Origin of the sequence: Caballeronia sp. AZ7_KS35 (assembly GCF_023631045.1) — a bacterium.
Taxonomy (GTDB): domain Bacteria; phylum Pseudomonadota; class Gammaproteobacteria; order Burkholderiales; family Burkholderiaceae; genus Caballeronia; species Caballeronia zhejiangensis.
Genome location: NZ_JALQDV010000003.1, coordinates 168,543 through 185,191, shown reverse-complemented (window position 1 = coordinate 185,191; position 16,649 = coordinate 168,543). Strand labels below are relative to the sequence as shown.

General features: G+C 63.8%; 17 protein-coding genes. 7 read left to right on the top strand and 10 right to left on the bottom strand.

Annotated features, from left to right (window positions below; genetic code table 11):
• Positions 1 to 343 precede the first annotated feature (343 nt).
• Complete coding sequence (aceA, locus tag NCT05_RS07005; protein ID WP_034472017.1) at positions 344 to 1,651, top strand: isocitrate lyase; 1,308 nt, start codon at positions 344 to 346, stop codon at positions 1,649 to 1,651.
• An 86-nt stretch (positions 1,652 to 1,737) separates the two neighbouring features.
• On the opposite strand, the gene NCT05_RS07000 is transcribed toward aceA, so the two are convergent.
• Both NCT05_RS07000 and NCT05_RS06995 read right to left on the bottom strand, forming a co-directional pair.
• Positions 1,738 to 2,172 carry a universal stress protein gene (locus NCT05_RS07000; RefSeq protein WP_008350148.1) on the bottom strand — a complete coding sequence of 145 codons (435 nt, stop codon included), beginning with the start codon at positions 2,170 to 2,172 and terminating at the stop codon, positions 1,738 to 1,740.
• Between the two features lie 132 nt (positions 2,173 to 2,304).
• Positions 2,305 to 3,207, bottom strand: a complete 903-nt coding sequence (locus NCT05_RS06995) for a LysR family transcriptional regulator (protein ID WP_034472020.1) — start codon at positions 3,205 to 3,207, stop codon at positions 2,305 to 2,307.
• A 138-nt stretch (positions 3,208 to 3,345) separates the two neighbouring features.
• Between NCT05_RS06995 and NCT05_RS06990 the strand changes: the two genes are divergently transcribed.
• The 3 genes from NCT05_RS06990 (at position 3,346) to NCT05_RS06980 (ending at position 6,228) form a co-directional block, all read left to right on the top strand.
• Positions 3,346 to 4,185 (top strand): haloacid dehalogenase type II, encoded by an 840-nt coding sequence (locus NCT05_RS06990; protein WP_008350152.1) that lies wholly within the window; start codon positions 3,346 to 3,348, stop codon positions 4,183 to 4,185.
• An 18-nt stretch (positions 4,186 to 4,203) separates the two neighbouring features.
• The gene (gene aceB / locus NCT05_RS06985) at positions 4,204 to 5,814 is read left to right on the top strand and encodes a malate synthase A (protein WP_175979967.1); all 1,611 of its coding nucleotides are present in this window, start codon (positions 4,204 to 4,206) and stop codon (positions 5,812 to 5,814) included.
• 153 nt (positions 5,815 to 5,967) lie between these two features.
• The gene (locus tag NCT05_RS06980) at positions 5,968 to 6,228 is read left to right on the top strand and encodes a hypothetical protein (protein ID WP_008350156.1); all 261 of its coding nucleotides are present in this window, start codon (positions 5,968 to 5,970) and stop codon (positions 6,226 to 6,228) included.
• 17 nt (positions 6,229 to 6,245) lie between these two features.
• Here NCT05_RS06980 and NCT05_RS06975 read toward each other — a convergent pair whose 3' ends face one another.
• Both NCT05_RS06975 and bamC read right to left on the bottom strand, forming a co-directional pair.
• The gene (locus NCT05_RS06975; protein WP_008350158.1) at positions 6,246 to 6,536 is read right to left on the bottom strand and encodes a putative quinol monooxygenase; all 291 of its coding nucleotides are present in this window, start codon (positions 6,534 to 6,536) and stop codon (positions 6,246 to 6,248) included.
• Between the two features lie 460 nt (positions 6,537 to 6,996).
• The gene (gene bamC / locus NCT05_RS06970; RefSeq protein WP_034472024.1) at positions 6,997 to 8,205 is read right to left on the bottom strand and encodes an NlpB/DapX family lipoprotein; all 1,209 of its coding nucleotides are present in this window, start codon (positions 8,203 to 8,205) and stop codon (positions 6,997 to 6,999) included.
• A 415-nt stretch (positions 8,206 to 8,620) separates the two neighbouring features.
• Between bamC and NCT05_RS06965 the strand changes: the two genes are divergently transcribed.
• Both NCT05_RS06965 and NCT05_RS06960 read left to right on the top strand, forming a co-directional pair.
• A complete protein-coding gene (locus tag NCT05_RS06965) occupies positions 8,621 to 9,082 on the top strand; it encodes a DUF2844 domain-containing protein (RefSeq protein ID WP_008350161.1) in 462 nt (153 codons plus the stop codon).
• Between the two features lie 10 nt (positions 9,083 to 9,092).
• Positions 9,093 to 10,379 carry a DUF3443 domain-containing protein gene (locus NCT05_RS06960; RefSeq protein WP_250501987.1) on the top strand — a complete coding sequence of 429 codons (1,287 nt, stop codon included), beginning with the start codon at positions 9,093 to 9,095 and terminating at the stop codon, positions 10,377 to 10,379.
• Between the two features lie 64 nt (positions 10,380 to 10,443).
• Here NCT05_RS06960 and pcaC read toward each other — a convergent pair whose 3' ends face one another.
• Genes pcaC through NCT05_RS06930 form a run of 6 tightly spaced genes read right to left on the bottom strand, consistent with a single transcriptional unit; the run spans position 10,444 to position 15,596 of the window.
• Positions 10,444 to 10,827, bottom strand: coding sequence for a 4-carboxymuconolactone decarboxylase (pcaC, locus tag NCT05_RS06955; RefSeq protein ID WP_008350165.1), 384 nt, complete (start codon positions 10,825 to 10,827; stop codon positions 10,444 to 10,446).
• Positions 10,828 to 10,829: 2 nt separating this feature from the next.
• Positions 10,830 to 11,618, bottom strand: a complete 789-nt coding sequence (gene pcaD / locus NCT05_RS06950; protein ID WP_250501986.1) for a 3-oxoadipate enol-lactonase — start codon at positions 11,616 to 11,618, stop codon at positions 10,830 to 10,832.
• A gap of 27 nt (positions 11,619 to 11,645) precedes the next feature.
• A complete protein-coding gene (locus tag NCT05_RS06945) occupies positions 11,646 to 13,001 on the bottom strand; it encodes a 3-carboxy-cis,cis-muconate cycloisomerase (protein ID WP_250501985.1) in 1,356 nt (451 codons plus the stop codon).
• 4 nt (positions 13,002 to 13,005) lie between these two features.
• Positions 13,006 to 14,208 carry a 3-oxoadipyl-CoA thiolase gene (gene pcaF / locus NCT05_RS06940; RefSeq protein ID WP_250434536.1) on the bottom strand — a complete coding sequence of 401 codons (1,203 nt, stop codon included), beginning with the start codon at positions 14,206 to 14,208 and terminating at the stop codon, positions 13,006 to 13,008.
• 22 nt (positions 14,209 to 14,230) lie between these two features.
• Complete coding sequence (locus tag NCT05_RS06935) at positions 14,231 to 14,887, bottom strand: 3-oxoacid CoA-transferase subunit B (protein WP_250501984.1); 657 nt, start codon at positions 14,885 to 14,887, stop codon at positions 14,231 to 14,233.
• 16 nt (positions 14,888 to 14,903) lie between these two features.
• Positions 14,904 to 15,596 (bottom strand): 3-oxoacid CoA-transferase subunit A, encoded by a 693-nt coding sequence (locus NCT05_RS06930; protein ID WP_008350174.1) that lies wholly within the window; start codon positions 15,594 to 15,596, stop codon positions 14,904 to 14,906.
• A gap of 211 nt (positions 15,597 to 15,807) precedes the next feature.
• Here NCT05_RS06930 and NCT05_RS06925 point away from each other — a divergent pair, with 211 nt between their 5' ends.
• Positions 15,808 to 16,626 (top strand): IclR family transcriptional regulator, encoded by an 819-nt coding sequence (locus tag NCT05_RS06925; RefSeq protein ID WP_008350176.1) that lies wholly within the window; start codon positions 15,808 to 15,810, stop codon positions 16,624 to 16,626.
• Positions 16,627 to 16,649: the final 23 nt, after the last annotated feature.

Sequence of the window (16,649 nt, the reverse complement as noted above, 5' to 3'; positions counted from 1 at the left end):
TTCCCCGTTGCGAAAAGAAAAACCGATGCCTCGTGCATCGGTTTTTTTTCGCCCCGTCGCCATATTTCACCATGCGCAATGCTCTTTTGCGTCGCAAAAGCGGTGCTGCGCGGCACAAAACCGGCGGTTGCAAGATAGAAAACGCCGTTCCGCAATACGATATTCCGATCGTATCTCATTGATTCTTAATAAGGAAAATAAACCCGAAATCTCTGTCAGAGAGGTGTTTCGGAAAATCGCATTAGCCTAGACTCTTATATAAGAGTTTGAGCAAACGCAGAACGCCGATTCGGCGCCGCTCATGCGCTTCAGGAACATCAGTCCAGTCTCAGGGAGATTCGCCATGACCTCACGTCAACAACAAGCCCAGCAACTCCAGCAGCAATGGGAAACCGATCCGCGCTGGAAGGGCATCAAGCGCGGCTACTCGGCGGATGACGTCGTGCGTCTGCGCGGCTCGGTGCAGCCGGAGCACACGCTCGCGCGACGCGGCGCCGAACGGCTGTGGGCATCGATCAACGACGAGCCGTTCGTCAACGCGCTCGGCGCGCTGACCGGCAATCAGGCGATGCAGCAGGTCAAGGCCGGCCTCAAGGCGATCTATCTGTCGGGCTGGCAAGTGGCGGGAGATGCCAACGTCGCGGGTGAAATGTATCCCGACCAGTCGCTGTATCCGGCGAATTCGGTGCCGCTCGTCGTGAAGCGCATCAACAACACGCTCACCCGCGCCGATCAGATTCAATGGTCGGAAGGCAAGAATCCAGGCGATGAAGGCTATATCGATTACTTCGCGCCGATCGTCGCCGATGCCGAAGCGGGTTTCGGCGGCGTGCTGAACGCGTTCGAACTCATGAAGGCGATGATCGAAGCCGGCGCCGCGGGCGTGCACTTCGAGGACCAACTGGCGTCGGTCAAGAAATGCGGTCACATGGGCGGCAAGGTGCTCGTGCCGACGCGCGAGAATGTGGCGAAACTGTCGGCCGCGCGGCTGGCCGCGGACGTGTGCGGCGTGCCGACGGTGCTCATCGCCCGCACGGACGCCGAAGCCGCCGATCTCGTCACGTCCGACATCGACGACAACGACAAGCCGTTCCTCACCGGCGAGCGCACGGTGGAAGGCTTCTTCCGCACGAAGCCGGGTCTCGCGCAGGCAGTTTCGCGCGGCCTCGCCTACGCGCCCTACGCCGATCTCGTCTGGTGCGAAACGGGCAAGCCGGATCTCGAATACGCGAAGAAGTTCGCCGAGGCGATCCACAAGGCATTCCCCGGCAAGATGCTGTCGTACAACTGCTCGCCGTCGTTCAACTGGAAGAAGAATCTGGACGACGCGACCATCGCCAAGTTTCAGCGTGAACTCGGCGCGATGGGCTACAAGTTCCAGTTCATCACGCTGGCCGGCTTCCACGCGCTGAACTATTCGATGTTCAACCTCGCGCACGGCTACGCCCGTTCGCAGATGAGCGCGTTCGTCGAATTGCAGCAGGCCGAATTCGCCGCCGCCGACAAGGGCTTCACGGCCGTCAAGCACCAGCGCGAAGTGGGCACCGGCTACTTCGACGCGGTCACGCAGACGGTCGAGAAGGAAGCATCGACGACCGCTCTGCACGGCTCGACCGAAGACGAGCAGTTCTTCGACAAGAAGGTCGCGTAATACGGCTTCAGCAGGCGAATCAGGGAGAGTGGTGAAAGAAGCGGCGGTCCCGGCGCGCGCAGCCACGCGCCGGGGAACGCCGCTCGCTAGCGATACACGATCACCGGAATCTTCGTATGCGTCAGGACGCGCTGCGTTTCGCTGCCGATCAGCAGACTGCCGAGACCGCGCCGTCCGTGCGACGCCATCAGGATCACGTCGCAACCGTTTTGCTCCGCCGCCTCGATGATGCCGATATACGGCGCGGCATCGATGCTCGTCACGCTCGTGCAGGGCACGCCGGCGCTTTCCGCGGCGCGCTCGACCGCGCGCAGATGTTCGCGTGCTTCGTTCTCGGCGCGGGCGTGAAAATCGTCGGGCGGCTCGACGGCGACATCGGCGAATGGCGAATACGGATACTGAGGCAGGCACGCGTAAGCCGTGATGCGCGCACCGACGGATTGCGCAAGATCGATCGCGCCGTCGATGGCCTTTTGCGATAGCTCCGAGCCGTCGGTCGGCACGAGGATGTGTTTGAACATGGCGTCCTCCCCCGTCAGTTGATGGTGCGTGATTCCATTGTAGTAACGGGCGCCGGCGCAGAGCAATTTCGATGTACCCGCGCGGCGATGCGACGCCGCGCATAGGATTCCGAAGCTTTCACCGGCTCGCAGTCAACCCCAATATCCCGTCGCGTTATAGGTATGTTTGAGCAAATCGAGAAACAATCGCACGCGCAACGGCAGATGCCGCCTTTGCGGAAACACCGCGTGAATGCCGATCGGCGGCGCGGCGTACGCATCGAGCACGCTGACGAGGCGGCCAGCGTCGATGTCATCGCCGACTTCCCACCACGAGCGCCACGCGAGACCGCGGCCTTCGAGACACCATTCGTGCAGCACGGCGCCGTCGGAGCATTCCATCGTGCCGGAAACCTTGATCGTGACAACCTTGCCGTCCTGCTCGAACACCCAGCCACGCTGCTGATTCGCCGACGCGCCGAGTGCCAGGCAATTGTGATGCGCGAGCGCGGCGAGATCGGCGGGCTCGCCACGTTTTTCCAGATACTCCGGCGACGCGACGCACACGCGCCGGTTCTCTCCGAGCTTCAACGAGACCAGCGACGAATCCGGCAACTCGCCGAGACGCACGGCGCAATCGAAGCCTTCGTTGACGAGATCGACCATGCGGTCGGTCAGATCGAGACTCACGGAAACGTCCGGATGCAAGGTCGTGAACTTCGGCACGAGCGGCGCGACGTGACGCCGTCCGAAGCCCGCCGGCGCCGAGACGCGCAAATGCCCGCTCGCCTTCACGCCGCCCGCCGACACGCTCGCCTCCGCGTTCTGCATGTCGTTGATGATGCGCTGGCAGTCCTCGAGAAACGCGGAGCCTTCGAACGTCAGCGTGATTCGGCGCGTCGTACGCACGAGCAGCTTCACGCCGAGCCGCTCTTCGAGCGCATCCAGCCTGCGTCCGATGACGGCCGGCGCGATGCCCTCCGCCTGTGCCGCCGCCGACAGGCTGCCCTTCGCCGCGACCGAAGCGAAGGTTTCTATCTGCTTGAATCGATCCATGCGCGTTCGTCGTCAATATCGGTGTTGAACCACAGATTAGGTAAGTAAAAGTAAAAGATCAAGTGATGCTGCGGTGCTTTTTCCATCACTTAGATCACGAATACAATCGATTCCGACCTCTAAACGGAGCGCAAGGCTATGTCGGCCATAACGACACACGCATCGTCCAGCGAATTTTCCCGCGAGTTGTCCAAGCTCCCCCGCGCAGTCATCTTCGACGCTTACGGCACGCTTTTCGACGTCCACTCGGTCGTCGCGGCGGCCGAGCAGCTCTTTCCCGGCCACGGCGACGCACTCTCGAAGCTCTGGCGCCGCAAGCAGATCGAGTACACGCAACTGCGCACGCTCGCCGATCCGTCGGGCGCGCACTACGAGCCGTTCTGGACAATCACGATCGACGCGCTGCGCCACGCGGCTGCACGCCTGAACCTCGCCGATGCGCTCACGAGCGCCGCCGAAAAGCGCCTGATGGACGAATACGCGTGCCTTTCCGCGTTCCCCGACACGCTGCCCGCGCTCAGATCGTTGCGCGACGGCCTCGCCATTCCGCTCGCGATTTTGTCGAACGGCAATCCGCCGATGCTCGACATCGCCGTGAAAAGCGCCGGCATGAGCGGCCTCTTCGATTACGTTCTGTCGGTCGATGCAGCGCGCGCCTACCAGCCCGCGCCCGCCGCCTACGCGCTCGGCACCCGAGCCTTCGATGCCAGCGCGCGCGACATCGTATTCGCGTCGAGCAACGGCTGGAATGTCGCCGGCGCAACATGGTTCGGCTACACGACTTTCTGGATCAACCGCGCCGCGCTGCCGCCCGAGGAACTGGGCGTCGCGCCGCACGGCAGCGGCCGCGGCATGGCCGATCTCATCGCTTTCATCGAAGGCGGCGCGACGCGCGCCGTCGCCAACTCTCGCCGGATCACGCAGCCGAAAAGCAGGCAGCGCAACGCTTCACGCACAACCACTAGCAAAACCGTCTGACCGACCAAGGAGAAAACCATGACGCATCCATCGAATCCGCTTTCGCTTCCGAAAGGCATGGCCATCTCAGCCGATATCAAGCCCGGCTACGAGACCATCCTGACGCCCGAAGCGCTCGCGTTCGTCGCGTCGCTGCATCGCCAGTTCGAGCCGCGCCGCCAGCAATTGCTCGCGGCGCGCGTCGAGCGCACGAAGCGTCTCGATGCGGGCGAGCGCCCGAGCTTCCTCGAAGAAACGAAATCGATCCGCGAAGGCGACTGGAAGGTCGCGCCGCTGCCGGCAGATCTTCAATGCCGTCGCGTCGAGATCACCGGTCCGGTCGAGCGCAAGATGATCATCAACGCGCTCAACTCCGGCGCGGATTCCTACATGACCGACTTCGAGGATTCGAATGCGCCGAACTGGGACAACCAGATCGTCGGCCAGGTCAATCTGAAGGAAGCGGTGCGCCGTACGATTTCGCTCGAACAGAACGGCAAGTCGTACAAGCTCAACGACAAGATCGCGACGCTGATCGTGCGTCCGCGCGGCTGGCATCTCGACGAAAAGCACGTCACCGTCGATGGCGAGCGCGTGTCGGGCGGCATCTTCGATTTCGCGCTCTTCCTGTTTCACAACGCGAAGGAGTTGATCGCGCGCGGCAGCGGTCCGTACTTCTATCTGCCGAAGATGGAAAGCCATCTCGAAGCGCGTCTGTGGAACGACATTTTCGTCGCGGCGCAGGAGGCCATCGGCATCCCGCGCGGCACGATTCGCGCGACGGTGCTCGTCGAAACGATTCTCGCCGCGTTCGAGATGGACGAAATCCTGTACGAGCTGCGCGAGCATAGCTCGGGTCTCAACGCGGGCCGCTGGGATTACATCTTCTCGGCGATCAAGAAGTTCAAGAACGACACGGACTTCTGCCTCGCCGACCGCGCGAAGATCACGATGACGTCGCCCTTCATGCGCGCCTATGCGCTCGAACTTTTGAAGACATGCCACAAACGCAATGCGCCGGCGATCGGCGGCATGTCGGCGCTGATTCCGATCAAGAACGATCCGGCCGCGAACGACAAAGCGATGGGCGGCGTGCGCTCCGACAAGGCGCGCGACGCCTCCGACGGCTACGACGGTGGCTGGGTCGCGCATCCGGGCCTCGTGCCGGTCGCGATGGAAGAGTTCGTGAAGGTGCTCGGCGACAAGCCCAACCAGATCGACAAGCAGCGCACCGACGTGCAGGTGACGGCGCACGATCTGCTCGACTTCCGTCCGGAAGAGCCGATCACCGAAGCGGGCTTGCGCAACAACGTGAACGTCGGCGTCCACTATCTCGGTTCGTGGCTCGCGGGCAATGGCTGCGTGCCGATCCACAATCTGATGGAAGACGCCGCGACCGCCGAAATCTCGCGCTCGCAGGTGTGGCAATGGATCCGCTCGCCGAAGGGCAAGCTCGACGACGGCCGCAAGGTCACGGCATCGATGGTGCGCGAGATCACCATCGACGAACTGGAGAAGGTGAAGCAGGCGGTCAGCGCGTCGGGCGCGGACACGAAGCCCTACGAACGCGCGGCGAAAATCTTCGAGGAAATGTCGACTTCGGCGCACTTCACCGAGTTTCTGACGCTGCCGCTGTACGAGGAAATTTGAGCGTTTCGTGCCGTCTCGCGCACGAACGGAAAACGGCCTTCGGGCCGTTTTTTCGTCTGGCACGCCGCATGGATCGCGCACGGCGTGTGCTACATTGCGCATCGTCTTTTCAACGATTCAACCGTGGAGCGCACTCATCGTGCGAACGACAGCATGAGCAATATCCAGCTCGATATCGAATGGACCGAAGCGGCATCGCGCAAGATCGAAAAACTGATGCCGCGCAACGCGAACAAGGACTCGTATCTGGCGCTGCCGCCCGTCGAATGCCTGCCGATGGAAGGCGACGTGCTGTTCCTCGGACCGTCCGGCAAGCAGCAGCCGTTCATCGTCGCGGAGCGCCAGTATCATCACGACGGCGACGCCGACTGGACCATCATCCTGATCCTCGACGTCCCGCAAGAAACGCATTAAAAGCGCTATCCGGTCCGTCAGAGAATCTTGCTCGCGACACGGACTTCGCCGTGCTCGCACAAGTCCGGCGATTTGGCGCGGAACGTCTGGATGTGCGCCGTTTCGCCGTGCTTCGCGAGCGCGGCCTCGCTCTCCCAGCGCTCGACGAAGATAAAGCGCCGCGGCTCCTTCAGGTCGCGGTGCAAGTCGTATTGCAGCGCACCCGCCTCCTTGCGCGTCGGCTCGACGTTCGCTTCCAGCACTTCCCTCAGTTCCTCTTCCTTGCCCGGTTTGGCAACAAAGATCGCGACGACGGCAACTTCCGACATGAGCTTCTCCTTTCTTACTTGAACGATGGAAGCACGAGCATAACCGCGCATCGCGCATGTCGCCGAAAACGCCCGATCTGCAAGCCAAAGAAAAAGCCCGCGTTCCAAGAGAAACGCGGGCAAAAACCGTCGCCCTACGAGGATAGGCGACGGGGCCATCGGGGTTCGCGCGGGGCGAACCAATCGTCTGTTTGTCAGGTACAACGTGCGTGATACGCGCGCTTCGTGGAACTTCCGGCGGGTGATTTACGCCACTGATGCAATGTACTGTCCGGGCGTTCATTTCTATAAGCTTTTGCGCACATTTCCCGATAGAAAGAATTGTCTGCGCAATATTTACGCGTCGCTCGCATTTCCGTGCGCGCTGAAAAAATCGTTTGCGCGCCCGGCGGCGGCATCGACGGCGCAAAAAAACCGCCTCGCGAAGGAGGCGGTTTCTGCGGATCGGCGCGGAAAACGATCAGCTGATCTGGTCGGCGAGCAGCGCCATGATCTGGCGAGCTTGCGGCGACGAATCGACTTCGCCCTTGTCGTCGACGATCGCCACGCGCGTTTGCTGCTCGGTGACGGCGCGCACGTTGACTTGATACTGCTTGGCCTTCATTTCCTTGCGGCCGTGGAACACCTGGCTCCAGAAGCCTTGTTCCGCCGACGACTTGTCCGTCGGATCGACGTAGCGCACGTAATAGACGCCCTTGCTGCGGTCGCGGTCGTCCACCGTGAAGTTGGCGCGATCGAGCGCGATGCCCACGCGCAACCACGCGCGGTCGTACGCTTCCGGCAAGGTCAGTTGCGACGATGCGGCCTCGGGCACGACTTCGTTGCGGATCGGCGAATTGCCCGCGTACGCGGCGTTCTGCGCCGCGACCGACGCCGCCTTCGCATCGCCGCCCTTCGCGGCTTGCGCGCCCGCAGCACCGGCGGCCGGGGCGTCGAGCGGCGTTGCGCCGCCGGAAGCCGCCCGCTGGTCGGCCAGCGACAGCGAGGACATCAGGCGCTTGAGGTATTCGTTCTCGAGCGCGGGATCGTTCGGGCGGGCCTGCCACTGGCTCGTGTCATTGTTCACGCCGGTCAGCGCCTCGCGCATGCCCTTCTGGCTGATGAACACATACGTGCCGCCGTTCGGCGCCGCTTCGAGACGCGTGCGGTACTTGTTGCGCTCCGCCGTGACATACGAGTTGCCCGTTGCCTTGGCGAGCGTGTCGCGGATCAGGCCGTCGGAAATCTGCGGATGGGTTTCGTTCCAGTCCGTTTCCATCACGCCCTTGTCGCGCTGATCGACGACGAGCAGAAAGCCCTGCTCCTGCCAGAAACGGCGGACCTGCGGCCACACCTGATCGGGCGTCTTGCCATCGACGACGAGCCAGCGCTCGGTGCCGTCGCGCTGAACGCGCATGCCCGACACCGGCGGAACCACCGTGGGCGCGTTCGGTGCGACTTTCTGAATCTGCTGCAGATCGGACAGCGATGCCTGCCCGCCCTGCGGCGGCAATGAACGCTGATCGGCCGCTTCGTCGAGCAGGTTCGGCGGCACGGCGAGAGACACCTGTTTCGAACGCTGATCGCTCTTGTAGTTGAACGCGTTGGGATTGGACGAGCCACATCCCGCCACGATTCCGGCCACCGCGAAAAGCGCAGCCATCCGCTTCGTTACACGAAAATCTGTCATTTGGAGAAGTCCTTCCGCTACGCCACGGGCGTTCTTCCGTGGATCAACCCGTTATTTTACCGGTCCGCCGTGCGCCGTGACAAAAAAGAGGTCACGACGGCTTCCGGCAAGGCTGCGCAGCGCGCCCATTAAACGTTGCCTTTCAATGACGAAAACAGACTACGCGCAGCCAAAAGGCGCGCCTCAAATTTCCATTTAAGCCGCTCCGCATCGAATTGACAATTTATGACAATCGCGAAAAGCGGCAATTCGGCTTTTCGATCTGCATAACCTTTTGATTCATAGAGACTTCTTTTTCTCCTACGCGCATCCGCCCGTTTCGCGCGGAAACATCGACGTGTATCAGTTTTTTCTGACTTCCTCCTAAAATCGCATCTCGAAAATAAGAAGAGTCCTAATTAACGGAGAGAACGTCATGAGAAAAATCAGAATTCCTCACTACGCGACCGCGTGCCTGACCATTCTGGCGATCGGCGCGTCGGCTAATGCCCACGCGCAGCTCGGTGCCGCCGGGCGCGCGTCGAGCGCATCGCAGGGCGATGTCGTGCATCAGGCGCAGAGCGGCCTTGTCAAATTCCACGAAACGACCGATGCCGACGGCATCGTCGTGCGTGAGTATGTCGATTCGAGCGGCACGGTGTACGCGGTGTCCTGGCGCGGCCCGGCGATGCCGGACGTCCGCACGCTGCTCGGCAGCCATTTCGAGACGTTCAGGCAAGGCGCGAGCGCGTCGGTCGGCGATGCGGGCCTGCATGCGGCGCACGTCGCCGCGGGCGATCTCGTCGTCGAAAATCGCATGCGGCTGCGCGAATTCATCGGCCGCGCATGGCTTGCGAGCGCCCTGCCGCCGGGCGTGAGCGCAACGGACATTCAGTAAGAGGCCCGCCATGAACCCGCGCGCCCTTCTCTCGATCGCCGCACTCGGCACTTGCGTTCTGCTTCACGCCTGCGGCGGCGGCGGAGGTTCGGACGGCGGCTCGAACGGCAGCGCCGCCGCGTCGCCTCACCAGGCCAGCGCGCCCCAGACGGCCAGCGCCGCGACGCCCGCGAGCGCGGCGTCGTCCCCATCCACCGGCACGACCGTCGCGCAATCGACGACGCCCAACGTCCAGATCATCCATGTTTCCAGCACGCCGACCAACACGCGCAACATGCTGCAAACCAGCGTGACGATCTGCGTGCCGGGCACGGACACATGCCAGACCATCGACGACATCCAGGTCGATACCGGCTCGCACGGCGTGAGAGTGCTGGCGTCCGCACTCAGTCCGTCGATCGCGTTGCCGCTCGTCGCGGGCGGCAGCCAGAGCGCGCTCATCGCGGAATGCGCCGTGTTCGGCTCAGGCTATACGTGGGGCGCGGTCCGCACGGCCGATATCCGGCTCGCGAGCCAGGTCGCGCGCTCGACTTCCGTGCAACTGATCGCCGACTCCGCCGCAGGCAACGCGGCGCAGGACTGCAGCCAGTCCGGCCTGCCGATGCTCTCCGCGTCGAGCCTGCGCGGCAACGGCATCCTCGGCGTCGGACCGTTCACCGCCGACTGCGGCGCGGGATGCGCGACCTCGGCGATGCCGCGCTGGTACTACAGCTGCATCTCGGGCAACTGCACCGCGAGCAAGCTGGCGGTCGCGCAGCAGGTGACCAATCCGATCGCGAACTTCGCGTCGGACAACAACGGTGTGCTGATCGAGCTGCCCGACGTGCCGGATAGCGGCGCATCGGCGGTCACGGGGACGATGACCTTCGGCATCGGCTCGCAGTCGAACAATCTGCTCGGCTCGGCCACGGTGCTCAAGGCGAGTTCGCTGTCCGGCTACGTCACGACGGATTTCGGCGGCAGCCAGTACGGTTCGAGCTTCATCGATAGCGGATCGAACGGCGTCTTCTTCCCGTCGGCGACGCTCGCGAAGTGCGGCGCGTGGTATTGCCCGTCGACGCCGACGACGATCGCCGCGACGATCCGTTCGTCGAGCGGCGCGCAGAGCGCGGTGAGCTTCACCATCGCGCAATCGACGGCCTTGTTCGGCACCGGCCACTTCGCCTTCGACAATCTCGCCGGATCCGCGAGCGGCTTCTTCGACTGGGGCTTGCCTTTCTTCTACGGACGGCGCGTGTTCACGGCGCTCGCAGGACGCCCGACGCCCGCAGGACCGGGACCGTTCTACGCGTTCTGAGTCCGCAAACGAAAAAACCGTCTCCGGTTTCCCGGAGACGGTTTTTATCGGTTCCGCGTCGCGACTACGCCTTGCTCTCTTCGTCGAAGATTTTCTGCGCGAGGTGGAACGCAGAATTCGCCGCCGGCACGCCGCAGTAGACCGCCGTTTGCAACAGCACTTCCTTGATCTCGTCTTGCGTGACGCCGTTGTTCTTCGCGGCGCGCAAGTGCAGTGCGAGTTCTTCGCTGCGGTTGAGCGCGACCATCATCGCGATCGTGATGAGGCTGCGCGTGTGACGCGGCAGGCCGTCGCGCGTCCAGATTTCGCCCCACGCATAGCGCGTGATGAAGTTCTGGAATTCGGTCGTCAGCTCGGTGCGGTTTGCAAGCGAGCGGTCGACGTGCGCGTCGGACAGCACCGCGCGGCGCACTTTCATCCCGGCTTCGTAACGTTCGTCGTCGGTCATCTTTATTCTCCGAGGAAGTCGAGGACGGCGCGCGTGTAGTCGTCGCGCTTTTCGATGTTCGACAGATGCGCCGCGTCCAGTTCGACGTAGCGCGAGCCGCCGATATAACCCGCGAGCTCGCGGCCCTGATCGGCCGTCGTCGACAGATCGTGCGTGCCCGCAATCACAAGCACGGGCAATGCGATGGTCTTCGCTTCGTCGCGCAGGTCGGCGTCGCGGATCGCCTCGCAGTTCGACGCGTAGCCGTCGCCGTTGGTGTGGCGAAACACGTCGCGGATATTCGCGAGTTCGAGCTGCTCACGCTCGATGAAGGGCGCGGTAAACCAGCGCGCGATCACGGCGTCGGTCAGCGCGGGCATGCCGCCCGGCTCGCGCGCTTTCGCGGCGCGCGGCGTCCACACGGCGTCCGAGCCGATCAGCGCGGCGGTGTTCGACAACACCACGCGCGAGAAGCGCTCCGGATGACGCGCCGCCAGCCCGATGCCGGTCAGCCCGCCCATCGACAGGCCGCAGTAGTTCGCGCGCTCGATTTTCAGATGATCCATCAGGCCGATCACGTCGCCGATCAGCTGATCGATCGTGTACGGGCCCGGCGGCACGTCCGAATGACCGTGGCCGCGCGTGTCGTAGCGCACGACGCGATAGCGCGCGGCGAACGCCTCGATGTTCGGCGTCCACATCGAGACATCGGCGCCGAGCGAATTCGACAGCACGAGCCACGGCGCGTTGTCGCCCGCCGTCGCGTCGATGCGATAGTGAATCCGTGTTCCGTTGACTTCGGCAAGAGGCATGTTTTTACCGCTCCTGTGTGTTCCTGCTTATTTCGAGTGAGCGTTCGCGATGGCGGCATCGACGAACGCCTGCGCCTGTCCGACGTAATTCGCCGGATCGAGCAGCGATTTCAGTTGATCCTGCGAAACATGACGCGTGACGGTTTCGTTCGAGCAGAGTTCGTCGAAGAGCGACGTACCGTTCGCCACCGACGCCTTCGACGCGCCTTCGACGAGCTTGTGCGCGTCGAGCCTGCCGATTGCGTCGCCGAGCGCGAGCATCACCGCTTCGCCGAGAATCAGTCCGTTGGTCACGTCGAGATTGCGTGCGAGCCGTTCGACATTGACTTCCATCGACGGAACGATGCCCACGATGTTCGACAACGCGCCCGCCGTCAGACGCGCGAGATCGGGCAGCGCTTCCCATTCGGCCTGCCAGCCGCCGAGCGCGCGCTCGTGCTCCTGGACCATGCCCGCGAAGATCGTCGCGACGAGATTCGGCGCGCGCGTCGCGGCGGTCAGAACGGACGCGCAGCCGACTGGATTGCGCTTGTGCGGCATCGTCGACGATCCGCCCTTGCCTGCGGCCGCCGGTTCGGCGACTTCTCCGAGCTCGGTCTGCATCATCAGCGAGACATCGCGCGCGATCTTGCCCAGCGTGCCCGTCAGCATGCCGAGAAACGACGCGGTTTCCGCGATGCGATCGCGCTGCGTGTGCCACGGCAACGCCGGAAGCGCCAGCTTCAGGTCCTGCGCAAGCGATGCCGCGACCGGCAAGGCCGTGTCGCGCAGACTCGCGAGCGTGCCCGCCGCGCCGCCGAATTGCAGCACGAGCGCGCGCGACCTCAGTTCGCCGAGGCGCTCGCGATGACGCGTCACTGCATCGAGCCATTGCGCGAACTTCAGGCCGAGCGTGATCGGCAGCGCCTGCTGAAGCCAGGTGCGGCCGATCATCGGCGTGTTTTTGTGGGCTTGCGCCTGCGTGGCGAGCGCATCGGAGAGCGAGCGCAGATCCGCATCGATCAGATCGAGAAACGCGCGCAATTGCAGCACGACGCCCGTATCGATGATGTCCTGACTCGTCGCGCCCCAATGCACGTACTTGGCTGCTTCGGCGTCGCGCGCCTTCACGACGGCCGTCAGTTGCTTGACGAGCGGAATCGCGAGATTGCCGCCCGCCGCGGCGCCGGTCATCAGCGCATCGGCGTCGATGTTATCGGCATCGCAGGCGGCGACGATCGCATCCACCGCGCCCGACGGAATCACGCCATGCCGCGCGGATGCGCGCGCGAGCGCGGCTTCGACATCGAGCATGGCCTGCACGGTCGCGCGCGGCGACCAGATCTCGTTCGCGGCGGCGTTGCCGCAAATGAGATCGGTCAAACGTCCGGTCGATGAAAACATGTGATCAGACGCGCTCGATGATCATCGCGATGCCTTGGCCGACGCCAATGCACATCGTGCAAAGCGCGTAACGTCCGCCCGTGCGATGCAACTGGTAGCTCGCGGTCGTGACGAGCCGCGCGCCGGACGCGCCCAGCGGATGGCCGAGCGCGATCGCACCGCCGTTCGGATTGACGCGGGGATCGTCATCGGCGACGCCGAGCATGCGCAGCGTCGCCAAGCCTTGGGACGCGAACGCTTCGTTCAGCTCGATCACGTCCATCTGGTCGATGGTCATGCCGAGACGCGCAAGCAGCTTCTGCGAGGCCGGACCCGGACCGATGCCCATCACGCGCGGCGGCACGCCGGCCGTGGCCAAGCCCAGAATGCGCGCGCGCGGCGTGAGGCCGTTGCGCTTCGCGCTTTCCTCGTCGGCTATCAGCATCGCGACCGCGCCGTCGTTCACGCCCGACGCGTTGCCCGCCGTCACCGAGCCGTCCGGACGCACGACGCCCTTCAGTTTCGCGAGCGCTTCGAGGCTCGTTTCGCGCGGATGCTCGTCCTTGTCGACGACGAGCGCATCGCCCTTTTTCTGCGGAATCGTCACCGCGACGATTTCCTGCGCCAGCGTGCCGTCCTTTTGCGCGCGCGCCGCCTTCTGCTGCGAGCGCAGCGCGAACGCGTCCTGATCGGCGCGGCTGATCTTGTAGTCGTCCGCGACGTTTTCGGCGGTTTCCGGCATCGAATCGACGCCGTACTGCTTCTTCATCAGCGGATTGATGAAGCGCCAGCCGATGGTCGTATCGTGGATTTCTGCGGAACGCGAGAACGCGCTCGTCGCCTTGCCCATCACGAACGGCGCGCGGCTCATGCTTTCGACGCCGCCCGCGATCATCAGGCTCGTCTCGCCCGCCTTGATCGCGCGGGCCGCGACGCCGATCGCGTCCATGCCCGAGCCGCACAGGCGATTGATCGTCGAGCCCGGCGTGCCGACCGGCAAACCGGCCAGCAGCGCCGACATGCGCGCGACGTTGCGGTTGTCTTCGCCCGCCTGATTCGCGCAGCCGTAGATCACTTCGTCGATGGCTTCCCAGTCCACTTCCTTGTTGCGCTCGACCAGCGCGCGCAGCGGCACGGCGCCGAGATCGTCGGCGCGCACGGAGGACAGCGAACCGCCGTAACGGCCGATCGGCGTGCGGATGGCATCACATACGAAAGCTTGTTTCATCTTCAATGTCTCCAGAATTCTCTCAGGCTGCTTCGGTCAGCGGCGCGTATTGCAGTGGCACCTGGGCCAGCTTCTGCAACTCTTCGAACGCCAGTCCGTCGACGATTTCGCGCACGACGAAGCCTTCCGGCGTCACGTCGAACACGGCGAGATCCGTGTACACGCGATTCACGCATGCGACGCCCGTCACCGGATACGTGCAGGCGTCGACCAGCTTGCTCTCGCCCCGCTTGGTGAGCAGTTCCATCATCACGTAGACCTGCTTCGCGCCGATCGCGAGATCCATCGCGCCGCCGACAGCCGGAATCGCGTCCGGCGCGCCGGTGTGCCAGTTCGCGAGATCGCCCGTCGCGGAAACCTGGAAGGCGCCGAGCACGCAGAAGTCGAGATGGCCGCCGCGCATCATCGCGAACGAATCGGCGTGATGGAAAAACGCGCCGCCGGTCAGCAACGTGACGTGCTGCTTGCCTGCGTTGATGAGTTCGTCGTCTTCCTCGCCTTTGGCGGGCGCCGGGCCCATGCCGAGCAGGCCGTTTTCGCTGTGCAGGAAGATCTCGCGGTCCGCCGCGAGATGATTGGCGACGAGCGTCGGCACGCCGATGCCCAGGTTCACGTATGCGCCTTCGGGAATGTCCGCGGCCACGCGCCTGGCCATTTCGTCACGAGTGAGTTTCTTCATGGCTTTTCGTCCTTCCTTAAGCGGCGAGTTCGGCTTGATGCACGGCTTGCGGTACTTCGACGACGCGCTGCACGAAAATGCCCGGCGTCACGATGTTTTCGGGGTCCAGCTCGCCGAGCGCGACGACCTTCGAGACCTGCACGATGGCCGTTTTCGCGGCGCTCGCCATGATCGGACCGAAGTTGCGCGCAGTTTTACGATAGACCAGATTGCCCCAGCGATCGCCCTTATATGCCTTTACGAGCGCGAAATCCGCGTGCAGCGGCGCTTCGAGCACGTAGTGCCGGCCGTCGATCACGCGCGTTTCCTTGCCTTCGGCGAGCTTCGTGCCGTAGCCCGTCGGCGTGAAAAATCCGCCGATGCCCGCGCCCGCCGCGCGGATGCGTTCCGCCAGATTGCCCTGCGGCACGAGTTCCAGCTCGATTTCGCCCGCGCGATAGAGCGCGTCGAACACATGCGAGTCCGTCTGACGCGGGAACGAGCAGATGATCTTGCGCACGCGCTTCGCCTTCAGCAGCGCGGCCAGTCCCGTGTCGCCGTTGCCGGCGTTGTTGTTGACGATCGTGAGCCCGCGCGCGCCCTGCTCGATGAGCGCGTCGATCAGCTCGGACGGCATGCCCGCCGTGCCGAAACCGCCGATCATGATGGTCGCGCCGTCGTGGACGTCGGCGACGGCCGAGGCGAGCGAATCGAAAATCTTGTTGATCATTGCCGTTCCTGTCTGTCTCGAACTGGGGTTTACCTGCTCGTCAGCACACTTGCGCTGAAATGTTCGTCATGCGAACATGGATTCGTTTAGCGAACATCGGCATGTTAGTCCCGCATTCGTTGTCGTGTCAACGAAGCATGCGCGAAGTGGGGGTTTTCACCGAGCTCGAACTTCGCCTCGACCGCCCGTTCGCGCTTTCATCACAGGCCTTATGAAGAATTCAGCCACGCTCAATCCGGATGCCGAGCCGCAAGACGCGCAGGCGCGCCCCGGCGATGCCTACGTGCAGTCGTTCGCGCGCGGGCTCGCTGTCATCCGCTCGTTCGATGCGAACCGCCCCGCGCAGACGCTGACGGATGTCGCGGCGGCCACCGGCCTTACGCGCGCCGGCGCGCGCCGCATCCTTCTGACGCTGCAGGCGCTCGGGTATGTCGAGGCCGACGGGCGTCTCTTTCAGTTGACGCCGAAGATTCTCGACCTCGGCTTCGCCTATCTGACGTCGATGCCCTTCTGGAATCTGGCCGAACCGGTAATGGAAGATCTCGTCGAGCAAGTGCACGAAAGCTGCTCGGCGGCCGTGCTGAACGGCGCGGAAATCGTCTATGTGCTGCGCGTGCCGACGCACAAGATCATCACGCAGAATTTGTCGATCGGCAGCCGTCTGCCTGCGTTCTGCACGTCGATGGGCCGCGTCCTGCTCGCCGCGCTCGACGAAGCGCGCCTCGACGAAGCGCTCGATGCGAGTTCGCTGGTCGCGCGCACGCCGCGCACGATCGTCGACAAGGGCGCGCTCAAGGAAGCCATCGCCGCGGTGCGCCGCCAGGGCTGGGCAATCGTCGATCAGGAACTGGAGGAAGGACTGATTTCGATGTCCGCGCCGATCCGCGACCGGCAAGGCCGCGTGATCGCGGCGCTGAACATCAGCGGCAACGCGCAGCGCAAGAACGCAAAGCAGATGGTGAAGGCGTTTCTCGAACCGCTGCAGGAAGCGGCGCAGCGCGTGTCGGACATGGTCGCGCGGCGCGGATGACGCCGTATCGACGCGAGGAGACG